This is a genomic window from Chloracidobacterium sp. D (assembly GCF_018304685.1).
GTDB lineage: Bacteria > Acidobacteriota > Blastocatellia > Chloracidobacteriales > Chloracidobacteriaceae > Chloracidobacterium > Chloracidobacterium thermophilum.
Genome location: NZ_CP072634.1, coordinates 938,538 through 961,074 on the forward strand (window position 1 = coordinate 938,538; position 22,537 = coordinate 961,074).

A 22,537-nucleotide genomic window follows, 5' to 3' on the forward strand; every position below is an offset into this window, starting at 1 on the left:
GCGGGTTGGTTTTTTGAGCAGCGGGCAGGAGTCCAAAACGGTGCTTGACACTTCTGTGAACCCGGCACATCATCGGCGGCTTGACGCCCTGGGAGGTGCCCGTTGACGGTTGCCATTCACGTCGAACATCTCAGCAAGACCTTCAAACGCTACCAGCCCCGCCGGTATCGGACGCTCAAAGAGTCCATTATCAATGGCGAAATGTTCGAGCGGCGGCTGTCAGAACGGATAGAAGCCGTCAGGGACGTTTCATTTTCGGTTGCCGCCGGTGAAACCTTCGGCATCATCGGGCGCAACGGGGCCGGAAAAAGCACGCTGCTGAAGCTGCTGTGCGGCATCCTCAAGCCGACCACAGGGCACATTGCCGTCCGGGGCCGGGTGGCGGCCCTGCTGAGCCTGGGCGTCGGCTTTCACGAACAGATGTCGGGCCGCGAGAACGTCTTTCTCAACGGGCTGGTGCTGGGGCTGTCGCCACGTGAAATCCGGGCCCGCTTCGATGACATCGTCACCTTTGCCGAACTGGAAGATTTCATTGACGCGCCGGTGTGGACGTACTCAACCGGCATGCGCATGCGGCTGGCCTTTTCAGTGGCCGTCAACGTCGATCCCGACATTCTCATCATTGATGAAGTCTTGGCCGTGGGCGACATTGCCTTTACGGAAAAGTGTCTGGAGCGGATGCGGATGTTTCAGGAAAAGGGCAAGACCCTGCTGCTGGTCACTCACGACACAGCCACGCTGGCGGCCTGGTGCCAGCGCGCGCTGTGGCTTGACCAGGGGCAGGTGCGGGCGCTGGGGGACCCGGCCGAAGTGGCACAAGCTTACCTCAGTGCCTTTTCTGAATCCGTGGCCGTTCCGGCCATGAACGCCGTTGCATGAAACCCGTTGTCTTCTGCACCATCGCAGCCAAAAACTACTTTGCCTGCATCCGAACGCTGGCTGATTCCCTCCGGGCGCAGCATCCCCAGGCGGATGTTGCCGCCTTGGTGGTGGACCGCGACGAACTGCCGCCCCTGGCGGCAGATGAGGTGACGCTTCAGCTTCACGGGCCGGCGGACTTTCTGCCGGAAACCCGCTTTCGCCCGATGGCTTTCAAATACGATGTCACTGAGCTGTGCACAGCGGTCAAACCGTTTTACCTCAGCCATCTTTTCAGGCAGGGCTACCGGAAGGTGGTCTATCTTGACCCGGACATTCTCGTGCTGCGGCCGCTGGACATCGTTCTTGACGCGCTTGACCAGTCCAACATCGTCCTGACGCCCCATCTGGTCGAGCCGCTGCCGCTCGACGACAAAATCCCAACCGAAGTCAACATCCTCCAGGCCGGTGCATACAACCTGGGCTTCATCGGACTGGCAGCCGGAGCCGAAACCGAACGGATGCTGGCGTGGTGGAGCCGGCGGCTGGAAGACTTTTGCTTCAACGAAGTCAGCAAAGGGCTGTTTGTCGATCAGAAGTGGATTGATCTTGTGCCGGGGCTGTTTGACGGCGTGCAGGTGCTGCGTCATCCGGGTCTCAACGTGGCGTACTGGAACCTGCGCGAGCGGGACATCACGCAGCAGGACGGTGAGTTTTTTGCCAAAGGTGAGCCGATCCTGTTCTTTCACTTCAGCGGCTACGATACGTCCCACCCGACCGTCATCTCCCGGCATCTGTCGCGCTACACGCTGAAAGAGTACCCGGTGGTTGCGCCGCTGTTTGAGCGTTACACGAAGCTGCTGGCAGCCAACGGCCACGCGCGCTACCGCCGGATTCCCTATGGTTTTGCGACGTTTGACAACGGCTTTCCCATCGAGCCGGCCATGCGCCGCCAGTACGCCGAAGCTCTCCGGCAGGGCCGGCAGTTTGGTGATCCTTTTGCAGCGGGTGGGCGGCGTTCCTTCTTTCAGGAAATCACCGGCATTGAGCCGGTTGAGCTGCCGATGGGTGTCAACATTGCCGGTTACTTTCGGGCCGAACTGGGCATCGGCGAGGCGGCGCGGGGGTATGTCCGCGTCATTCAGAAGCTGGGCTATGCCACAAGCCTGTATGACTTTTCCGATACGGCTCCAAGTCGAAAGCTCGATACCACATTTGGTGAGTTTTCACGTGACAACCCCTTTGGCATCAATCTTATATGTGTCAACGCCGACCAGGTCGAGGTGTTTGCCAGCCGGACAACAGAGGATTTCTTCCAGGATCGGTACAACATCGGTCTGTGGGCGTGGGAACTGCCGGACTTTCCTTCCGAGTGGGTGCTATGTGCGCGCCGCTTTGATGAAATCTGGACGGCCAGCCACTTCATCCGCGCCAGCCTGGAAAAAAGCCTTGAAACGCCGGTGTACACCATTCCCCACGTGGTCGAGCCGGGGGCAGTGACGCCGCGCAGCAAGTCGTATTTCGGGCTGCGTGAGGATGAGTTTTGTTTCCTCTACTCTTTTGACTTCAACAGCACGTTCGAGCGGAAAAACCCACTGGCGGCAGTGGCAGCCTTCAAGCGCGCCTTTCGCCCCGACGAGCCAGTGTGCCTCGTGCTCAAGTGCATCAACGAGCACCTGGCGCCGGAGTCTTTTGCCCGGCTCACGGCGGCCGTCCAGGGAAGCAACATCCGTATTCTGAATGGCTATCTCTCGCGGGAAGACAAGCATGCGCTGACGCAGGCCTGTGATGCCTACATTTCGCTGCACCGCTCGGAAGGCTTCGGGCTGACGATTGCCGAAGCGATGTATTTTGGGAAGCCGGTCATTGCTACAGGCTGGTCGGGCAACATGGACTTCATGACACCGGACAACAGCTTTCCGGTCGAAGTCGCGCCGGTGGTCATTCGTGAAACCACGCACGTCTATCGCGCTGGGAACATCTGGGCGGAGCCGAACATCGAGCATGCGGCGCGGCTGATGCGGGAAGTCTATGAGCACCCGGAAGCGGCCCGCGCGCGCGGTGAGCAGGCGGCACATGACATGCGGGAATACCATTCGATAGCCGCCATCGGCCGTGTGGTGGAAGCCCGGCTGCGTGAGATTGAGCAGTGCCGCCGGGCGAAAGTCATCCAGCGCACCCTGGCCGTACGCCAGGAGACAGCGCCAGCCGCACCTGCTACCCCGCCGGTTGCCAGCCCATCGGCGGCCATGCTCAATAGCCATCGATCAGGTCAGGGGTGGCAACTGGCGCTGCGCTCGCAGCCCGAACTGGCGCGGCAGATGTTGCCGCTGCCCGGTGAGGCATACGTGGAAGATTCCAAAGTGGGCACGCTGGGGCGTCTCTCAAAGCGCCTGCTGGCGCGACTGTTCCGGTTCTACATCTTCCACCAGAACAAGCTCAATGTGCACCTTCAGGGACGGGTGATGGAGTTGACGGAGGATGTTCACCGTCTGAACGAAGCTCTGGCGGAGCTGCGCGCCCAACTCTTTCACCTGGAAAAGCACTGAAGGGAAACGTCCTGAACTGCGCCGGACGGGAAGGCTGTGAAGTCACTGCTCGATTACTACCGTCGCCATCCTCATCGGATTCGGCAGGCTGTGCAGACGGCACGCCGCCTCTGGCAGACCGAAGGCGCAGGGGGCGTGTGGCGGCACATCCAGATGCGCCTTGCCGAAGAAGCACACACTGCGCCGCCGCGTTGCCCGTACCACAGGTGGGTGGCGCGCTACGACCGCCTGACCGACATTGACCGACGGCGCATCCGGGAACGTCTTGCCCGGCTGACCCATCGCCCGCTGTTTTCAATCCTCATGCCGGTGTGTGATCCTGAACCGCGATGGTTGCAGGCCGCGCTGGATTCCGTCACCCGTCAACTGTATCCGCACTGGCAGCTTTGCATTGCCGATGACGCCTCGACCCGCCCTGAAGTACACCGGTGTCTGGCCGAAGCGGCCCGGGCGGATGACCGCGTACGTGTCGTCTATCGTCCGACACGCGGCCACATTGCTGCCGCTTCCAACAGCGCCTTGGAACTTGCCACCGGCGATTTCATCACCTTTCTCGACCACGACGACGTGCTGGCCGAGCACGCGCTGGCCTGCCTGGCCGTGGCCCTCGATGAACAGCCCGAAACCGACGTGATCTACACGGATGAGGACCAGCTCGATGCGCGGGGGCAGCGCTTTGCCCCGCACTTCAAGCCCGGCTGGAGTCCAGAGTTGTTACGCGGCTGCCATTACCTTTCCCATCTGACCGTCTATCGGGCAACGAAGGTGCGCGCCGTCGGCGGTTTTCGTCCGGGGCTGGACGGCGCGCAGGATTATGACCTGTGTCTGCGCATCACGGCGCAGACCGATCCGGCACGAATTCGGCATCTGCCGCACGTGCTCTACCACTGGCGGGTGACGGCCGGTTCCACGGCCGGGCGGCACGAAGCCAAACCTTACGCCATGGCGGCCGGAGAGCGGGCGCTGGCCGAACATCTCGCCCAAGTCGCGCCGGGGGCGGAAGTGACCCGGACGCCGACCGGACGCTATCGGGTACGTTATCCGTTACCAGCACCACTGCCGCGCGTCAGCATTCTGATGGGAACGCGCGACCAGGCGGAACTGACCCGTACGGCACTTGACGGAGTGCTGAACGCCACGGATTACGCGAATCTTGAAGTCGTCCTCGTGGACAACGGCAGCCGCGAAGCTGAAACGCTGGCGCTGTTTGAAACCCTGCGGCAGGATGCACGGGTGCGCGTCATGCGCTATGACGCACCATTCAACTTTTCGGCCATCAACAACCTGGCCGCGCATCATGCGACCGGAGACGTACTTGTGCTGCTCAACAACGATGTGCAGATCATCCACGCGGACTGGCTGCGGGAGATGGTTTCGCACGTCATGCGCCCAGAGGTTGGCATCGTTGGCGCGAGGCTGCTGTACCCGGACGACACGATTCAGCACGTGGGCGTCGTGCTGGGGATTCGGGGCTTGCCCGGACACGTGCACCGGGGCGAACCACGGACGGCGCGCAGCATTCCTTCCAACGTCCAACTTCTGTGGAATGAAGTTGCCCGTGACGTTTCGGCGGTGACGGCCGCCTGTCTGGCCATCCGCCGGACGGTGTTTGAAGCCGTTGGCGGCCTCGATGCCGAACACCTGCCGGTAGCCTTCAACGACGTGGATTTGTGCCTGCGGGTGCAGGAACAGGGCTACCGCGTGCTGGTGACGCCGCATGCCGAGCTGTACCATCTGGAGTCGGCCTCGCGTGGTTCCGACCAGCGCCCGGAGCGGCGCGCCGCCTTTCAACGGGAGTGCGAGTACATGCTGGCGCGGTGGGGGGCGCGGCTGGCCGATGACCCGTACTACAATCCAAACCTGACCCTGGAACGTCTGGACGCCTCACCCGCCCGTCCACGCCGGCCCTATTTCTTTCGGGAGTCATCCTAGCCATGCCGCTCCGGGCAGTGGTGTTCGATTACGGCAAGGTGCTTTGTCAGCCGCAGCCGCCGGCTGTCCGGGAAGCTCTGGCAACACGTTTGGGTGCGCCACGGGAAGCCTTTGAAGCGGCCTATGGGCGGTTTCGGCCCGAATATGATCGCGGCACGCTTGATGATGTGGCCTACTGGCAGGCCGTAGCACAGGTTTGCGGACGGACGCTCGATGCCAAGACGGCGCAGTGGCTGGCCGATGTTGACGCGCGTGGCTGGTCATATCCCAACCTGCCGCTTGTGAACTGGGCCGGGCAGGTGCGGCAGGCTGGCTTCCAGACAGCGATTCTCTCCAACATGCAGCGCAGTTTGCGGCAACGGCTGGCCGAGTTGTGTCCCTGGCTGCCGGAAGTGGATGCGGCGGTTTTTTCAAGCGACATTGGCTTCGTCAAGCCGGAGCCGGAAATCTACTGCCAGGTGGTGGAACTGTTGGCCGTTGCGCCGCAGGAGGCGCTGTTCATTGACGACGTGGAAGCGAATGTTACCGGGGCGCGCCAGGTGGGCCTGTCTGCGTTGTGGTTTACCGATGTGTCGGCGCTGCGCCAGGCGTTGTCAGTTTTTCCTGAACTACCCCCACTCCCGTGACGGTTCGCCCCGGATATGAACGCCAACCTGAGTCCGCTGGATGAACCAGACCTGACTTCCCGCCGCCGTTGGCAGCAGCGCGTCCTGCTGGTTGCCCTGCTTGCCGTATTGGCCGGGCTGACCTGGCGCAAGTGGGGCGACCCGGTGGTGGACTTTGGCTGCGAGTTGTATGTGCCGTGGCAAATCACGCAGGGAAAGCACCTCTACCGGGATATGGTCTGGTTGGGTGGGCCGCTGGCGCAGTACGGCAACGCGCTGGCCTTTGCCGTGTTCGGCGTTTCCCTGACAACGCTCATCTGGGTCAATCTGGTGCTGCTGGCCCTGTTGACGGAACTCATCCGGGGCTATTTCGCCCGCTGTGTCTCGCCGTTGGCCGGGCTGGTGGCCGGGCTGCTGTTTCTGAGCCTGTTTGCCTTCGGGCAGTATGGCCCGCTGGCCAACTACAACTACCTGACACCATACCGCCACGAGCCGGTTCGCGGCGTGTTGTTGGCGGTTGGTGCACTGTGCGCCGCGACCCATGCCTGGCAACTCCGGGCAGAAAATGGTACGCCTGCTGCCCGGCGCATGGGTTGGTGGCTGGGTCTGAGCGGGCTGCTTTTTGGCGGCGTCTGCCTGACGAAGCTTGAAATTACCCTGGCCGCAGGGCTGGCGTTGCTGGCCGGCTTTGTTGTCGGGATGGCGCGGCTTGGCATTCGTGGTCAATTCCTGTGGAAGCTGTCGGGCTGGTTTTTGGGTGGCACGCTGGTGCTGCCGGTGGGGTTTGTGGCCTACCTTGCGCTGCACATGCCGCTCACGCTGGCCCTGCGCGGTGCACTGGGCAACCTGGCGACGGTTGTGGTGGCCAACCCGGCGCAACAGGCATTTTACCGGCAGGGACTTGGCCTCGACGCTTGGGCGCAGCACGTCACCGACATCACGACCGGCTGTGGCATCGTCAGCCTGGCCGGGCTGGTGGTGCTGGGCGGGGAAAGGTGGCTGGCGCACCGGTGGCATCGGGCGGGTGCGTTGGTCGGCGCATTATCAAGCGGCTGGCTGGCTTATCGTTTCGTGCCATGGGAGCGGTTCGCCAAACCCTTTCCGGTGCTTCTGGCGCTGACGGCCGTCGGACTCGTCTGTGCCGTGAAGTGGGAAACTGACCGCGACCGTCTCGGCCGGCGCTGGTTGCCGCTGCTGATGTGGAATCTGCTGGCGCTGGTGCTCATCGGGCGGCTTGGTCTGGCGGCACGCCTCCATCACTACGGATTTGTTCTTGCCTTTCCGGCCTTTCTGTTTCTGGCGACGATGGCGCTGTTTGTCCTGCCGGCCCTGTTGCGTGGGCAGCAGGCTGGCACGGGCTGGCTCACAAGCGGTGTGGCGGCTGGTGTTCTGCTCGCATGTGTGACAGCACACCTTCAGCTTGCCTTCGATCACTACGGGAAAAAAACGCAGCCGGTAGGTTCGGGTGGTGATCGGCTGCTGACCTACGGCCCGCGTTGGACGCCGGTGGGGCAGGTGCTGGCCGAAACCACGGCCAGTCTGAGCCAATCACTGCCGCCGGAAGCGACGCTGCTCGTGCTGCCGGAAGGCATTGCCCTCAACTACTGGTTGCGGCGCACCTGTCCGACATCCCTTCTGGCTTTTGACCCGTATTATCTGGCCGCCGGAGGGGGCGAAGCCGCCGTCGTGGCGGAACTCGAACGTCACCCGCCGGATGTTATTGCGTTGACCCGGCGCGACATGCAGGGGTATGGTGTCGGCTGGTTTGGTGAAGACCCAAACTACGGACGCCAGGTCATGGTTTGGGTGCTCCAGCGCTACGAAGTTGCGCAAGTGTTTGGTAAATGGGAAGATTTTGGCGTCGTGCTGTTCCGGCGGCGGGCGGCTGATCCCCCACCCGTGCCAATGATGGGTTCTCCGGCGGTGTCACCAGGGCAAGTCAATCACCATGAGTCATCCCACAAACGATTCTGTCGCGCCAGAGCTGTTTGCCGCGGTCTTTCAAAGTCTTGACATCCCCATCATTGTTGTGGACTACGCCACCCGCCGCGTTGTCGCCGTCAACCAGGCCTTTACCAACGAATCCGGCTACACTGCTGAACAACTCATCGGGCGGGAAACCAAGGAGCTTTCCCTGTTTCCTTCGGAAGCGGCCCGCGACCAACTCTACGCAAAACTGGCCGAGCAGAAGCAACTGACCACGACCGTGGCAGGGCAGGCCCCGGATGGCAATGTGGCTGAACTGACCCTGTGCCTGTCGCTGGCCGAGGTAGGCGGCCGGCGCTACATGGTCATTTACACCAAGTTCATGAACACCCTGCTGGACGAGACGCATCAGGTGGAGCAGCGCCTGCGGGATGTCCTGGCGGTGGTGCCGGGCGTGATTTACCAGTACCGCTACGATGCTGCCGGGAAAGGACGCTTTACCTACCTGAGCAACAAGACGGAAGCCCTGTGGGGGATCACAGCCAAGGACATCGTGATGCATGAAGGCTGTTTCTGGGAGCACGTGCCGTACGAACATCGGCGCGAGGCCCGGGACAGCTTCGCAGCGGCAGCCGCCAACCGCAGCCCGTGGGAGTGGAAGTTTCCGCTCCGCCACGTGCGCACGGGCGAAGAACACTGGTTTTACTGCATCGCCTTTCCAAAAGCGCTGTCTGGCGGTAGTACGCTGTGGACGGGTTTTGTTTCTGACATCACCCAACTGCACCGCCTGCAGGAAGCGCAGCAGGCTGCCCAGACGCTGCTTCAGGAAGAGCGCCTCCAGAAAAACAAACTGGAGTCACTGGGGACGCTGGCCGGCGGCATTGCCCACGATGTCAACAACCTGCTGGCCGTGCTCACCGGCAATCTGGGCCTTATCAAACGCGATACGTCCCTGGGAGAGGAGAGCCAGCGCCGGCTGGAATCCATCGAGCGCGCTACGGAACGCGCCAAATTGCTTGCCAAACAGCTTCTGACCTTTGCCAAGGGCGGCGACCCGGTTCTGGAAAATGTCTCGCCGGAAGTGTTCGTCGTCGAACCCATGCAGTGTATCTTGGAAGGCCGCGGCGTGGAGGTTGCCTTCCATTGCTCCACACCTCTGTGGCGCGTGCGGGCGGATGTCGGTCAACTGAGTCAGGTGTTTCAAAATCTGGCCACCAATGCGGCGGATGCCATGCCAGAGGGCGGGCAGGTGCGGGTTCATCTTCAGAACCGCACTCTGGCGGGACAGGATGTGCCGGGCCTGGCGGCGGGTGATTATGTACACATCAGCGTCACCGACACCGGCTCTGGCATTGCGCCGGAACATCTGTCACGGATTTTTGATCCTTACTTCACAACCAAAGCCGACGGCCATGGCCTGGGGCTGGCGATTGTCTACAGCGTGATTTCCAAACACGGCGGCCACATCGCCGTGACTTCAACCCTGGGCGTCGGGACACGTTTCGATGTCTATCTGCCGGCCAGAAAAACCATGGAAGTCACGCTGGAATCGGCGGTGCTGACCGGGGATGAAGCTGACCGGATTGCCAACCGCCGCCTGCTGGTGATGGATGACGATGAGTTGGTTCGGGAAATGCTCGGCACGGCGCTGGAAACCTTTGGCTATGGGGTCGTGGCCTGTCGGGCGGGAGAAGAAGCCATTGAACGCTACCAGGCAGCCATGGCGAATGGTTCTCCCTTTCTGGCGGTGATTCTCGACCTGCACATCAACCGTGGAATGGGGGGACGGGAAACGCTGGAGCGGTTGCGGCAGCTTGATCCGCAGGTGACGGCCATTGTCTGTAGTGGCTATCACGACGACAGCATCATGGCGAACTACCGGGCCTATGGCTTCGCGGCCAAGTTGCCCAAGCCATTCGACATAGATGCCCTGGGCGCCATTCTCAGCCGGCTGTTTCCTGATTCACCCAAACCATGAGCCTTGCCCAGCGTACCGTGCGCCTGACCAGTTGGGGACGTTTTCCGGTGGCCACGGCAAAGGTGGTGCGTCCGGCCCGGCAGGGCAACCTGGTGGAACTGCTCGGTGACGACACTCATCCTTCACTCATTGGGCGCGGTTATGGCCGCAGCTACGGCGACGCTGCCCTCAACACGTCGGGCGTCGTTGTCGAACAGGTGCATTTTGACCGCATGCTGGCTTTCGACGAGACCGCCGGGGTGCTTGTCGCCGAAGCCGGGCTGCGGCTTAAGGACATTCTGGAAGTTTTCGTTCCACGGGGTTGGTTCCTGCCGGTCACGCCGGGAACAAAGTACGTCAGCCTGGGTGGGGCGCTGGCCTGTGACATTCACGGAAAAAATCACCACGGCGACGGTTCGTTTTCCAGTCACGTGGAATGGTTTGACCTGCTGACCGCTGACGGCCAGGTACGCCGTTGTTCCAAAACCGAACAGTCCGACCTGTTCTGGGCCACGGCCGGGGGCATGGGCCTGACGGGCATCATCCTGACGGTGGCGCTGAAGCTGCGCCGCATTGAGACGGCTTACGTCAGCGTGGATTACCGCCGTACCCGCGATTTGGACGAAACGCTGGAACGCTGTGAAGCCGAAGACCATCACTACCGCTATGCCGTATGCTGGATTGACTGTCTGGCCCGGGGAAAACATCTGGGGCGCAGCGTCCTGATGCGCGGCGATCACCTGCCGCTGGCCGACCTGCCGGCCCGCTACCGGACACAGCCACTCCGGCTGCCGCGCAAGCCCGAAGTGACTGTGCCCTTTTCCTTTCCCAACGGCGTCATCAATGCCTGGACGGTCAGAGCCTTCAACACCGTCTTTTACCACAAGCACCCGAAGGCAACGTCGGGCGTGGTCGTGGACTTCGATTCGTACTTTTATCCACTGGACGCCGTGCTCGAATGGAACCGGGTCTATGGCCGGCGTGGTTTCATCCAGTACCAGCCGGTAATTCCTCTGGAAACAAGCCGTGCAACGCTCATCAGGTTGTTGGAAGAACTCAGCCGGGCCGGAATCGCTTCGTTTCTGGCGGTGCTCAAGCGGTTCGGGCCCCAGGAAGGGCTGCTGTCCTTTCCCATGCCGGGCTACACGCTGGCGCTCGACATTCCGGTAAGCGGAGACGCCATGTTTGCCCTGCTCGACCGGCTGGATGAACTCGTCGTGCAGTCCGGTGGACGGATTTATCTGGGCAAGGATGCCCGTCTGAAACCGCAGCATCTGGAGGCAATGTATCCGCAGCTTCCAACCTGGCGACGGATCAAGCAGACGGTTGATCCCGAAGGCCGGTTTTCGTCCGATCTGGCGCGGCGCGTGGGCCTTGTGCCGCCGGACTAGGCGGCGTCAGGGCTGTTTGTCCGGGCGGAACGGACGTTCCTTTCCGGCCACAGCTTCGGCGTAAGCACCGCCCCGTACGTCGCCAAGGGCAATGGCCCGCTCGTAGGCAGCCAGGGCTTCCGGCCGCCGGTCGGCGAGGTCGTAAATCTTGCCGATGGCGACGTAGGCCCGCGATGCCAGCCAGCGTTCTTCGGGCTTGGCCAGCCGGGCCGCGCGTTCGTACAGCTCGACGGCCTGTTCGAGCCGTTCCTGGAGGGCGGCCAACTGTTCGCTTTCATCGGCGGCAGGGTCCGTTTCCACAGTGGTGGGTTGTTTGGCCGTGAGTTCCGCGAGGCCGAAGGCGGCGCGGGCATCCTGGGGGTCTTCACGCAGCAGGGCTTCGAGTACCTGCCGCGCCTCGGCGTATTTTTTGGCGCGCAGGAGGGCGTCGGCCTGCTCGATGCGCGAAAGGTTTCTAGCCGCCGGGGCAGCGCGGACAAGCTGCCGGCGCTCTTCGACCCGGGCGCGCAGGGCGGCCAGTTCCGTCGGGCGGCGGCGTTCGCGTTCAGCGTCAAAACCCGACACCATGCGCGGAAGCCAGTCGAGAATGTCCACGCCGGTTTCATCAAGTGCGGCAAGCTGCTCGAAGAAGTGCAGGGCCAGAACGCCGCCACGCTCCCAGACGCCCAGCAGTTCGACGCGCGCTTCTTCATCGGCAAGCTGAAGCTGGGCCCGTTCGGCGGCATCGTCCGCCTGGCGCACGGCCTGCCGCACTGCCTGAATGGACAGGCGGGCCTCGATGGCCCGGCTCAGAGATTCCCGGACGATTTCAAAGACGTTGCTTTTCAAGGCCGGATCAGCATTGGGGAGGCTGCCGGCCAGTTTCACAATGGCAGTACGCCGGTCGGCGATGAGTTTGCCCGAACGGGCAATGACCGGCTCCAGAAGAAAGCGCAGCAATGCCCGCCGGATAGCCCGGTTGGGGGCTTCCCAAGGGGCGCTGACGACGAGAAAGAACTCGTCTCCGGGCCGGCGGTAGGTACGCCGGTCTGCACCGTTCAGAATGTCATTGCGCGTGACAACCCGCCCCACCGGGCCCAGCAGGTCAGGCAGGATGAACATCCGCCGGGTACGTTCGCGGAGTTCACCGGCCGGCAGGTTGGCACTGGTCAGGGTGTCGAGATCGGCAATGGGCGGCGCGTCCCGGGCCGTGACGATGGGCTGCGTGTGCAGAAACGTCAGCAGGCGGAGGGTTTCTTCATCAGCGATGGACTGGAGCCGTTCGGTAAAGGCCGTGTAGTTGGCGGCGTATTTGGGAAATGCCGTCCGCACCGGGGAGCGGGCGGCAAACTCGGCCACCAGTGGCGCCAGACCGGCCAGAGGACGCACATCTGGCGGCAGGGTCTCGGTGGGCGGCAGGGTGAAATCCGGCAGCGGGCGCGCCAGCAGGGCCAGTGCCACGGCGCTGCCCAGAAGGGTTGGGCGGTTGCGCTCGGCTTCCGGCAACTGTTTCCAGAAAGCGCGCAGCTTTTCCGTGATTTCAGGTGGGGTGGCCTGCTGGAGATCACGGAGCAGTTGTGCCCGGACTTCATTGGGCGGCGCGTCCGGCGTTTCGGCGTCGAAGCCGGCCAGATTGAGCGCGGCGAGCGTCACAAAGAGCCGCTCATCCGTTCCCACGACGATGTTGGCCTGAGCGGATAGTGACTGGGTTTGTGCCGCGCCGGCTCCAGCCGTCCAGCCCAGCACCCACCAGGCAAGAAGCATGGCGGGCCAAAGGGTATGTCGCGTCCGTAAGAAGGGCATAGGGGAAGGTTGGACCAGTGAAAGGACAGGCTGCCGGGAGTGCCCGGAAGCTTACCTGTCGAGTTTATATACCTGCCGCATCCAGTCGGCCGTCAGGCGCAAGCCTTCTTCGAGGCTGTAGGTGTTGCGGTGGTCAAGATCGCGTACGGCTTTGCTGGTGTCCACCAGCTTGATTTTGGTCGTCAACGGTTCGGCGTCGGCATAGCGTACCAGGGTGGGTGAAGCACCTGTCACCTTCAGCACCAGGTCGGAGAGTTCCTCAATGGTGTGAAGCTGGTCGCCGCCAATGTTGTAGGTTTCGCCCGGCTTGAAGTTTTCGACCAGATTGGCCAGCGTGCGGATGGTGTCGGCCAGAAACGTGGAAGTCCGGGCATGGCCGCGATAGACTGTCCACGGCAGGCCGTGCAGAGCGCAGTAGAGAAAGCGGCAGTTCACCGAGCGGTAAGGGCTGTAGTACTCACCCGGACCGTAAGTGTTGAACAGGCGCACGACAACTGTTTCGACGCCATGCTGGGCAATGGCGTTGCGGATTTGTATCTCGTTGACCCACTTTGACAGGGCGTAATCGTTGAGTTGCTTGATTTCGACTTCGTCCGTGATGTGTTCGGCCATCAGGTGGGGATAGTCGCCATAGACTTCCGATGAAGAGAAGTGCACCATCCGGAACCGCTGGCTTTCCTGGAGGCGCAGCAGGTGCTTGGTGCCAATGACGTTCGTGCGCCAGAGCGTTTCGTAGAAATCTTCTCCGTTCCAGCGTCCAAACTCGGCGGCGCAGTGGAAGACGTAGTCGAAACGGCCGAAGTGCTCAAACAGGCGGACGAGTTGGCGAAACTCGCTGATGTCGCAGCGGGCATAGCGCGGTTCGCGGATGTCTCCGTGCAGCCCAAACGCGACTTCGTCGGGCTGGTGCGCGAGGTCACAGGAGATGACATCGTGATGTCGTTCACGAAGCTCACGGACGAGCCAGGTGCCAACGACACCCAACCCGCCCGTGACCAGAATCCGTGCCATCGTTACGTGTGGCGTGAAGGGACCGTTTCAGCCAGCAGCCCTGGAGATTGGGATACCGGCACCCACTCCAGCGAGGTCGAGGAGACTGAAAGGCCGGAAATGCAAACAGGAAAGCCGCTTCAGGAAAAGCTGGCAATAGCGTCGGCTTCGTTGTCGAACGTATCGAACACCGTCAGCAGCTTGGTAATCATCAGCAGGTCCTGAATCTTCTTCGTGAGGTTCAGCAGCTTGAGTTGCCCCTGCTGATTTTTGACCGTCGTGTAGCTATGGACGAGTTCACCAATCCCGGAGCTGTCCACGTAGCTCACATCGCCCAGGTTGAGCAGGATGTTTTTGTTGCCATTTTCGAGCAGGGACTTGACAGCTTCCCGGAGTTGGACGCTGCCTTCACCAATCGTGATTTTGCCGCTGAGGTCCAGGATGGCGACATCGCCAACAGTACGATGGGAAATGGTCAGTGACATACGGACGCGGGACTCCTTCGCTGAAAAATATCGGCCGGTGCGCCGGTGTGATTCAAGTCTGTTTGTCGGTGGCAGCCTATCATTGCTGTCTTGAGGTTGGTTTTCAAACTTTGTTCCGCCGCCGGTTCGGGGGCAGGTTGCAGGGGGGAATGGACCCCACAGATGGCTCCCCGACCTGCCATCAGACATCTGTCCCGGCTGCTTTCAGTCTCGGCTGCGGCTGTGGCTGGCGCTACTGCCGTTGCTGCGGGCCTGGCTGGTCGGGCGGTACTTCACCATGCGCACTTCGAGTCCGCCCTGCTGATGGGGCAGGAATTCGACGGTATCCATGAAGGTTCGCATGTAAAAAATGCCCCGGCCATTGGGGTTCAGCAGGTTCTCCGGGTCACGCGGGTCAGCCAGGTGATCGGCATCAAAGCCTTGGCCACGATCACGTACGACGACGATGAGTTTTTCATCCGTCAACTGAAAGCGAACCTGAACCGGTTTGGAAATATCGAGTTGGTTACCGTGCTTGATGGCGTTGACGATGGATTCCCGAACGGCCAATCCAACCCAGTCTGCATTTTCAGCCTCGAATCCCGCCAGTTGTGTCAACTGGTCGGCAACGGCCCCAACCATTTCCACGAACCGGTAGTGACTTGCAATCGTGACTTCAATGACCGTATCGGCCGCACCCTGAATGTCATCTGGCATTGCTTTCACGATTGTTGCCCGCCTGCACGCCGACTGAAGTTGAATCCCGGTACATCCCCAACAACTTGAGCGCCACTGGCCTTGAGCGCCACTGGCTCGGCTAGATAACACGCGGTGAAAACGAGCGTCAAGGCAGGGGGCGTCATGGCCGTGGGCAATTCGTGCTATGATTTCCGACTGAGGGCGACCGTCCTGTAAGATGGTCTGCCGGTCCCGGTGTGGTGGGCCGGCGCCGTATGCCGCTTTGAGCATCTGCCTGAAGACTTGGTGGAAAGGTGGACAACGACCCGTCACGACCCGTGAACGTCTGGTGCTGGGACGGTTCACAGGCGGGCTTCAGGTATGGGGCTTCTGAGCTTGTCGTTTTTGGGGGAAGTGATTTCGTGAAAGCAAAACAATGGTTGGCAGCGCTGGGGGGAGCCACCTTGGCCGGTGGTTTGGCCTGGCAGTATCTCAAGCGTCCGCGCGATGTGCGCTGGATTGATTACGTGGGTGAACTACCGCACCCGGATGCCAGTCGCTTTACGGTGGTGGATGGTGTGCGGTTGCACTACCAGGAATTTGGCGCCCCGGACGCGCCGGTGCTGCTTCTGCTCCACGGCTACTGTTCATCCAACTACACGTGGAAAGATGTGGTCGAGCCACTGGCGGCGGCTGGCTACCGGGTGATTGCACCCGATCTGAAGGGGTTCGGTTTTTCGGAAAAACCGGCCGACCGCCGCTACCACGTGCAGGACCATGCTCAACTCGTGATTGGGCTGCTTGACCGGCTGGGTATCGAGACCGCCACCTTTGTGGGCAACTCCTTTGGCGGTGCAGTGGCACTGGCCTGCGCCCTGATGTGGGCCTCGCGGGTGACGGGACTGGTGCTCATTGACGCGGCCTACAACGATGCACCCTTGCGGCAGTATCCATTCAGTCTCTATGCCCGGATTGCCCGGACCTGGCTGGTTGGGGAAGCGGCCGTGCCCTTGCTGATGGCAACCCGGCAGACTTCGGAGACCCTGCTGCGTGGGTTCTTCCACGATCAGCAGGTGGTGACGCCGGAGCGGATCACGGCATACTTTCGTGCGTTGCGAACCGTGGAAGGACAACGCGCCGCTCTGACAACGGCCCGCCAGTGGGACCTGAACTGGATCGAGCAGGAGTTGTCCGGCATCACCGTCCCGGTGCTGATCATCTGGGGAGAGTATGACCGGTCCATTCCGGTTACGCTGGGTGTTCGTCTGCGCGCCCGTCTTCCACAGGCCGAATTTGTGGTCATTCCCGATTGTGGACACATCCCGGAGGAGGAACGCCCGGAAGAAACCACGGCTCTGATCCTTGACTTTTGCCGGCGGCAGGCGGTGCGTCCGGTGCCGTCTCTGGCGGCTTCAGCCACGGCGGCTCTGGCGGCAGGTGCATCCTCCACTGGAGCCCCGGTCAACCTGGCCGTGGCTGTTCAGCCCGACACGTCCGCTTCGGCTGACACCACGCCACCCCATACCACTTCACCCCAAGCGGCAGAGAAATCGCCGGCGGAGTAGCCCGTGGGTGGTGTCGGGCAAGGCACAACTTTGGCAGCACGCCCTGGCCCTTCAGGCAAGGGGCGCTTTGGGAGTACACCAATGGCGATTCAGCAGCATGACTGGAGCCTTCAGCGCAAGGGCGTCATTGACCAGGAGCGCCACAAGGAGCGCGTCAAAGAGGCCATCCGTAAGAACCTCAGCTCGATTGTTTCCAACGAGGCCATCATCCTTTCGGATGGACGCAAGACGGTCAAGGTGCCCATTCGGTCGCTGGATGAGTACAAATTCCGCTTCGACCGCAACAAGCAGAAGCATGTCGCCCAAGGGGACGGCAACTCAAAAGTGGGCGATGTGGTGGCGCGGGAAGGCCAGTCCGGCAGTGGGCCGGGCAAAGGCGGCACGGGGCCGGCCGGCAGCGATGCCGGGCAGGAATACTACGAAGCGGAGGTCAACATTGACGACATCGCGGCGCTCATTTTTGAGGACTTGGAACTGCCGTTTCTCGAAGAGCGTGCCAACAAGGCGATGCCGGCCCGCACCACCCGCTTCACGGAAATTCGCCGCACCGGAGCCTTTTCCAACCTCGACAAGCGCCGCTCGATTATCGAGAACATCAAACGCAATGCCATCGAGAGGGGACGCGCCCAGGTGGGCGGATTCAAAAAAGAAGACCTGCGCTTCAAGAGCTGGGAGGAAGATGTCCGTTTCGAGTCCAATGCCGTCGTACTGGCGCTGATGGATGTCTCCGGCTCGATGGGTGAGTTCAAGAAATACATCGCTCGCAGCTTTTACTTCTGGATGGTGCGTTTTCTGCGTACCAAGTACGACAACGTCGAAATTGTCTTCATCAGCCACCACACCGAGGCCAAGGAAGTCACCGAGGAGCAGTTCTTCACCCAAGGGGAATCCGGCGGCACGGTGGTGTCCAGCGCCTACAAACTGGCGCTCGACATCATTGACAAACGCTACCCTCCGAAGGACTGGAACATCTATCCGTTTCACTTCTCGGATGGTGACAACTACTATAGTGACAACGAGGAAGCCGTCCGGCTTGCCGACAAGCTCATCACCACGTGCAATCTCTTTGGGTATGGCGAAATTGGAGATGAAGGGGCGTCCAGCTACCGACGTTCGTCGGGGGCGTTGCTTTCGATTTTCAAGGAACATCTCAAGCACCAGAAACGCTTTATCGGAGTGCGCATTGACAGCAAGGAAGACGTGTATCCGGCGCTCAAGGAGTTTTTTGGTGCGCGCAACATCAAGGTTTGACCTGAACCGCTGAAGCCCACTGGGTGGCGGCCGTCGGCCGCCGCGGGTGGTGACGCCGAAACTCCGCTCACGGCCCACAAGTTTCAGGCCAGACGAGCTGGAGCGGGTCTTAACGTAACCGACGGGAAGAGCAGCAACGTGAAGTGTCCGTACTGTGGCAACCTTGAAGATAAGGTTGTGGACTCGCGCGAAAGCCGTGAAGGCGATGTCATCCGCCGTCGTCGTGAATGTCTGAAATGTGAACGACGGTTCACATCTTATGAACGGATTGATGAAATCCCCTACATGGTCATCAAGAAAGACGGCCGGCGGGAACCTTTTGACCGGCAGAAGGTGCTGGCGGGCTTGGCCCGGGCCTGCGAAAAACGTCCTGTGCCGGCCGCCAAGCTCGAAGCCATTGTGAATGCGGTCGAGAAATACGTTCAGGAATCGCGTGACCGGGAGCGGTCAACACAGAAGATTGGCGAACTCATTATGCGCCGGCTCAAGGATTTGGACAAAGTGGCCTACGTCCGCTTCGCTTCGGTGTATCTGGAGTTCAAGGATGTGACCGAGTTTATGTCCGAGTTGAAATCGCTCGTGAAGTCAACCCCGACCACGTCCCGCCGGAGACGTGGCACGAATGGGATTTCCGCCTGAGTTTAGGACTGGAAGCGTGCGGCCGCACGGCTGCGTCGCCACCGTTGTTTCAACCAGGTTGCCGCTTGCACCCGCTGCGGTACTGGTATAGCGTGCCGGAATCACAAGGACCGGTTTTCGGACGGGGCTACAACGACCTGCCTGACGGCAGGCCATGGTTGCTGCAACCACAGACCACAGCCGCGAGAAAGGGCGGGGAACAGGGAGTACAGGCGTATGAGTTACTTTGACCTGCCACCGATCATCGAACGCATGCTGGCGGTAGATGACAAAATCAGTGACCTGAACTTTTCCGTCGGGCGTCCGCCGCAAGTCGAACTCAACGGCAAGCTCGTTCCGGTGGACATCAAGGGGCTGCGCAACCTGACCCCCTACCAGACCGAAATCATCGCCATGGCGCTCATGGCCGGAAACCACGAAGCAGCGGAGAAGCTGGTGCAGACGGGTTCCGTGGACCTCTCCTACAGTCTGCCTTCCCGGACGCGCTTCCGTGTCAACATCTTCTCGCAGCGTGGGACGTATTCCATCGTCATGCGCGTCATTCCGACGGAAGTCCCCACGCTTGAGTCGCTGGGGCTGCCGCCGCAGTTGGGCGAGATTGCCAATCTCAAAAATGGGATCGTGCTGGTGACGGGGCCGACCGGCAGCGGCAAGTCTTCGACGCTGGCGGCGATTCTGCGCAAGATCAACGAGGAAAAGTTCTACCACATCGTCACCATTGAAGACCCCATCGAGTTTCTGCACACCCACAAAAACTGCACCATCAATCAGCGTGAACTCGGCAGCGACACGCCAAGTTTTGCGCTGGCCTTGCGGGCAGCCCTGCGGCAGGCACCGAAAGTCATCCTTGTGGGTGAAATGCGCGATCTGGAGACCACCGAAATCGCGCTGGAAGCTGCCGAAACGGGTCACCTGGTGTTTTCAACCCTGCACACCACAGACGCTTCCAAGACGGTGGACCGCATCATCGGTATCTTCCCGAAGAATGAGGAACACGTCATCCGTGTACGGCTGGCGCAGGCTTTCCGCTACATCATCAGCCAGCGTCTGATCCCACGGGCGGATGGCAAAGGGCGGGTCGCGGCGGTGGAAATCCTGAAGTCCACGCCCCGTACCCGCGAGTACATCGAAAAGGGTGAAAGTGAAGGGAAGTCACTGCTGGATGCCATGGAAGATGGTTCGCTCGACGGCATGCAGCACTTCGATCAGGTGATTGAGCGGATGATCCGGGAGGGCATCATTACGCAGGAAGATGGTGTGGCCTTCGCCACCAATCAGAACAACCTCCTGCTGCGCCTTTCCGGTCTTGGCTCTTCCAGCGATTTTGCCGGTGCCGGGGGCAGCGAGATCAACCGCATGCAGAAGGAGCAACAGGGGTTGCGTCCAACCTTGGGGGGCATGCGTCCGATTGCGCCGCCGGTGCGCAACACGACCGAGACGCCGCGCCCGTCCATGCTCGACATCATCGAACGGTGACGGCGGGAAACTGCTGCCACCTCCCTTCGGCCTGTGGATGACGACTCATGAAAGTTGTCTGCACGCAGTGTCGCGCGAAGTTCGACATTCAGGAAAAGAACCTGCCGGACAAGCCGTTTCAGGTCAACTGCCCGAAGTGTCGCTTCGGGATGACGGTCAAGCCACCGCCAAAAGCTACTCCCACGTTGCGCGGAGCACCAAAGCGTATGCAAGCTAATCAGGATGCCATCATGCAACTTGTGGCCCTGCTGACCGGGCAAACCGCCCGCAATGCTGATGGTTCGACGGGACCACTGGCCAGTTGGCAGCGCCGCCAGACACTGCTCTGTCTGGCAGACCCGGCGCAGGCTCAACACGTGCTCGAAAAACTCGACCACCAAGCGTATGCCCCGACAGTTTGTACCGAAGTATCCAAAGCCATTGAGCTGATGCGGGACTCAAGGGTGGACATGGTACTGCTTGACCCGCAATTTGACAGCGCCAACCAGGGCGGCATCACTATCCTTCGGCATATCAACTCACTGCCTCCGAAGTACCGGCGTCGGACGTACCTCGTTCTGGTCTCACCGCAGGTCAAGACGCTTGACACGTACATGGCGTTTCTGAACGGCGTCAACCTCACCATCAACACCTCTGACATTGACACCATCAACCAGATACTGGAGCGCAGTATCCGTGACTTCAACGAACTGTATCGCGGTTACAACGCAGCAGCGGGGCTAAGCCCATTTTAGCCCCGCCTCCCGTTGGAAGCCGCAGGGTGCGCGATGCCTGAAGGGTGGGCAGGCTTGGAGCGTGTCCAAATCGCTGGCGTCATGGCATGCTAGGGCGTGCCGAAGCGTGCCCGGCGCACTTGGATTTTCTATGGCATTGTTGTTGAGGTTGAAGCCAACGTGATGCAGGTCAAATCACGTGTGAATAAGTTGCTTGTAGCCCTGTGGTTGCTTGTCGGGTCCGTTAGTCACGGCGGGGCCAGGACACCGGCACCAACGGTTTTGCGGTTTCGCGATCTGGATGGTGTGCAGGTCAACGGTCGGGAAGTCGTCTTTCCGCCACGCGCCCAGCAGCTCAACGGCAAGCAGGTGGAAATCAACGGCTTCATGGTGCCGCTTGGCATCAGCGATGGGAAAATCCGCCGGTTCATTCTCATTGAAGTTCCACTGGCCTGCTGCTTTGGTGATGGGCCGGGCATCGAGCAGATGATTTTCGTGACCCTCGCACCGGGACAGGAACTCAGCGCCGCCAGTGACTACCCCGTGGCGGTCATCGGCACACTTCAGGTTGGGGTGCAGCGCCGGGAGAGCGGAGCCGTCGAAAGCCTTTACCGGATTGTCAATGCGCGGGCGCGGAAGCTGGTGTGAAAGCCCCCACGCTCCCGGTCTGTCGGTGCAACCGGAAACGGCCTGAAACCATAGGCTTGTCACGTCACGCCGGTTTTGTCCGGCTGATGCTCACCGGGGTGCCGCGCTGGGCAAGTGAGGTCTGAATGGCTTCGAGCGTACGCACGACAGCCAAACCGCTTTTGCCGTCGGAAACCGTCAGACTTCCCCGCCGCAGCCCGTCGAGGAAGTAGCGCGCCTGTGCCTTGAGCGGTTCTTCAAGCTGAATGCGTGGAATGGAAATGTCGCCTTCACGGGCAAGTAGTTGGAATTGCCCGTAATCCTCGTAGTACGGCTCACGGATCACACCCTTGTCATAGACACAGATGGGCCCAATGGTGGCCAGGTCATCCCAGATGAGCATTTTCCGGTCGCCCACAATGGTAATCTCGCGCACCTTGCGCGGGTTGAGCCACGACACATGGACGTGCGCCAGCAGGTCGTTGGGATAGCGCAGGGTGATGAACGCCAGGTCTTCAATGCCGGGCTGGAGATAGGCCGCGCCCGAAGCCGAAACTTCGAGTGGTGTAGCGCCGGTCAGAAAGTCAAAAATGGCGATGTCGTGGGAAGCCAGGTCATAAACGGCATTGACATCCTTGCGAATCGGCCCCAGGTTCGTGCGGGTCGAAACCATGGTGTAAATCCGCCCCAGATCGCCAAATTGCAGGTATTCCTTGAGCTTGAGAATCCCACGGTTGAACAGGAAGACTTGCCCGACCATCAGCAATCGGTTCCGTTCAGCCGCCAGGGTGACGAGTTCCTCGCCCTCTTCCGCTGTGCGGCAGAGCGGTTTTTCGACCAGAACGTGCTTGTCGGCCAGCAGGACATCCCGGACGATGGCATGGTGTGTACTTGTCGGCGTGGAGATAACGACGGCATGGATGTCGGTTTCAGCCAGCATCCGGCGGTAGTCCTCAAACAGGGTGAGTCCCGGATAAGCCCGGCCGACCCGTTCCAGGTTCTGGCGGCTGACATCGGCTGCCGCGACGACCTTGGCTTCGGGAAAGGACGAAAATGTGCGGATGTGGTTTGGTCCCCAGTGACCACACCCGATGACGGCGATATGAAAGGTGGTTTGGCTCATAAAGGTCTCGT

Annotated in this window: 18 protein-coding genes; 13 read left to right on the plus strand and 5 right to left on the minus strand. The window is 61.0% G+C overall.

Translation table 11 applies throughout. The annotated features are described in order from the left end of the window. Positions 1-102: 102 nt before the first annotated feature. From J8C01_RS03945 to J8C01_RS03975, 7 genes are read left to right on the plus strand one after another with little or no spacing between them, the layout of a single operon-like run. Entirely contained in the window at positions 103-879 is a 777-nt protein-coding gene (locus J8C01_RS03945) for an ABC transporter ATP-binding protein (protein WP_211432456.1), read from the plus strand. Continuing rightward, positions 876-3,407, plus strand: coding sequence for a glycosyltransferase (locus J8C01_RS03950; RefSeq protein ID WP_211432457.1), 2,532 nt, complete (start codon positions 876-878; stop codon positions 3,405-3,407). Before J8C01_RS03945 ends, J8C01_RS03950 begins: the two co-directional genes overlap by 4 nt. A gap of 36 nt (positions 3,408-3,443) precedes the next feature. Continuing rightward, the gene (locus J8C01_RS03955; RefSeq protein ID WP_211432458.1) at positions 3,444-5,339 is read left to right on the plus strand and encodes a glycosyltransferase family 2 protein; all 1,896 of its coding nucleotides are present in this window, start codon (positions 3,444-3,446) and stop codon (positions 5,337-5,339) included. Between the two features lie 2 nt (positions 5,340-5,341). Further along, positions 5,342-5,965: an HAD family hydrolase gene (locus tag J8C01_RS03960; protein ID WP_211432459.1), complete on the plus strand. Its 624-nt coding sequence runs from the start codon at positions 5,342-5,344 to the stop codon at positions 5,963-5,965. A 15-nt stretch (positions 5,966-5,980) separates the two neighbouring features. After that, positions 5,981-7,957, plus strand: a complete 1,977-nt coding sequence (locus tag J8C01_RS03965) for a hypothetical protein (protein ID WP_211432460.1) — start codon at positions 5,981-5,983, stop codon at positions 7,955-7,957. Continuing rightward, positions 7,893-9,848, plus strand: coding sequence for a hybrid sensor histidine kinase/response regulator (locus J8C01_RS03970; RefSeq protein WP_211432461.1), 1,956 nt, complete (start codon positions 7,893-7,895; stop codon positions 9,846-9,848). The genes J8C01_RS03965 and J8C01_RS03970 overlap by 65 nt, the downstream gene beginning before the upstream one ends. Then, positions 9,845-11,218: an FAD-binding oxidoreductase gene (locus J8C01_RS03975; RefSeq protein WP_211432462.1), complete on the plus strand. Its 1,374-nt coding sequence runs from the start codon at positions 9,845-9,847 to the stop codon at positions 11,216-11,218. Before J8C01_RS03970 ends, J8C01_RS03975 begins: the two co-directional genes overlap by 4 nt. 6 nt (positions 11,219-11,224) lie before the next feature. On the opposite strand, the gene J8C01_RS03980 is transcribed toward J8C01_RS03975, so the two are convergent. From J8C01_RS03980 to J8C01_RS03995, 4 genes are all read right to left on the minus strand, one after another. Next, entirely contained in the window at positions 11,225-12,961 is a 1,737-nt protein-coding gene (locus J8C01_RS03980) for a tetratricopeptide repeat protein (protein WP_211432463.1), read from the minus strand. Between the two features lie 90 nt (positions 12,962-13,051). After that, positions 13,052-14,011 (minus strand): NAD-dependent epimerase/dehydratase family protein, encoded by a 960-nt coding sequence (locus J8C01_RS03985; protein ID WP_211432464.1) that lies wholly within the window; start codon positions 14,009-14,011, stop codon positions 13,052-13,054. Positions 14,012-14,130: 119 nt separating this feature from the next. Next, positions 14,131-14,475 (minus strand): STAS domain-containing protein, encoded by a 345-nt coding sequence (locus J8C01_RS03990; protein WP_014099311.1) that lies wholly within the window; start codon positions 14,473-14,475, stop codon positions 14,131-14,133. A gap of 204 nt (positions 14,476-14,679) precedes the next feature. Then, positions 14,680-15,171, minus strand: a complete 492-nt coding sequence (locus tag J8C01_RS03995) for an ATP-binding protein (protein ID WP_014099312.1) — start codon at positions 15,169-15,171, stop codon at positions 14,680-14,682. 383 nt (positions 15,172-15,554) lie between these two features. Here J8C01_RS03995 and J8C01_RS04000 point away from each other — a divergent pair, with 383 nt between their 5' ends. The 6 genes from J8C01_RS04000 (at position 15,555) to J8C01_RS04025 (ending at position 21,424) form a co-directional block, all read left to right on the plus strand. Then, complete coding sequence (locus J8C01_RS04000; RefSeq protein ID WP_211432465.1) at positions 15,555-16,697, plus strand: alpha/beta fold hydrolase; 1,143 nt, start codon at positions 15,555-15,557, stop codon at positions 16,695-16,697. A gap of 81 nt (positions 16,698-16,778) precedes the next feature. Then, positions 16,779-17,948 carry a sporulation protein YhbH gene (gene yhbH, locus J8C01_RS04005; protein ID WP_014099314.1) on the plus strand — a complete coding sequence of 390 codons (1,170 nt, stop codon included), beginning with the start codon at positions 16,779-16,781 and terminating at the stop codon, positions 17,946-17,948. Positions 17,949-18,086: 138 nt separating this feature from the next. Next, entirely contained in the window at positions 18,087-18,587 is a 501-nt protein-coding gene (nrdR, locus tag J8C01_RS04010; protein WP_014099315.1) for a transcriptional regulator NrdR, read from the plus strand. Between the two features lie 216 nt (positions 18,588-18,803). Then, the gene (locus J8C01_RS04015; protein ID WP_014099316.1) at positions 18,804-20,063 is read left to right on the plus strand and encodes a type IV pilus twitching motility protein PilT; all 1,260 of its coding nucleotides are present in this window, start codon (positions 18,804-18,806) and stop codon (positions 20,061-20,063) included. 47 nt (positions 20,064-20,110) lie between these two features. After that, a complete protein-coding gene (locus J8C01_RS04020) occupies positions 20,111-20,797 on the plus strand; it encodes a zinc-ribbon domain-containing protein (RefSeq protein WP_211432466.1) in 687 nt (228 codons plus the stop codon). Positions 20,798-20,893: 96 nt separating this feature from the next. Then, positions 20,894-21,424 carry a DUF3299 domain-containing protein gene (locus tag J8C01_RS04025; protein ID WP_211432467.1) on the plus strand — a complete coding sequence of 177 codons (531 nt, stop codon included), beginning with the start codon at positions 20,894-20,896 and terminating at the stop codon, positions 21,422-21,424. Between the two features lie 64 nt (positions 21,425-21,488). On the opposite strand, the gene J8C01_RS04030 is transcribed toward J8C01_RS04025, so the two are convergent. Then, complete coding sequence (locus J8C01_RS04030) at positions 21,489-22,526, minus strand: Gfo/Idh/MocA family protein (RefSeq protein ID WP_014099319.1); 1,038 nt, start codon at positions 22,524-22,526, stop codon at positions 21,489-21,491. Positions 22,527-22,537 lie beyond the last annotated feature (11 nt).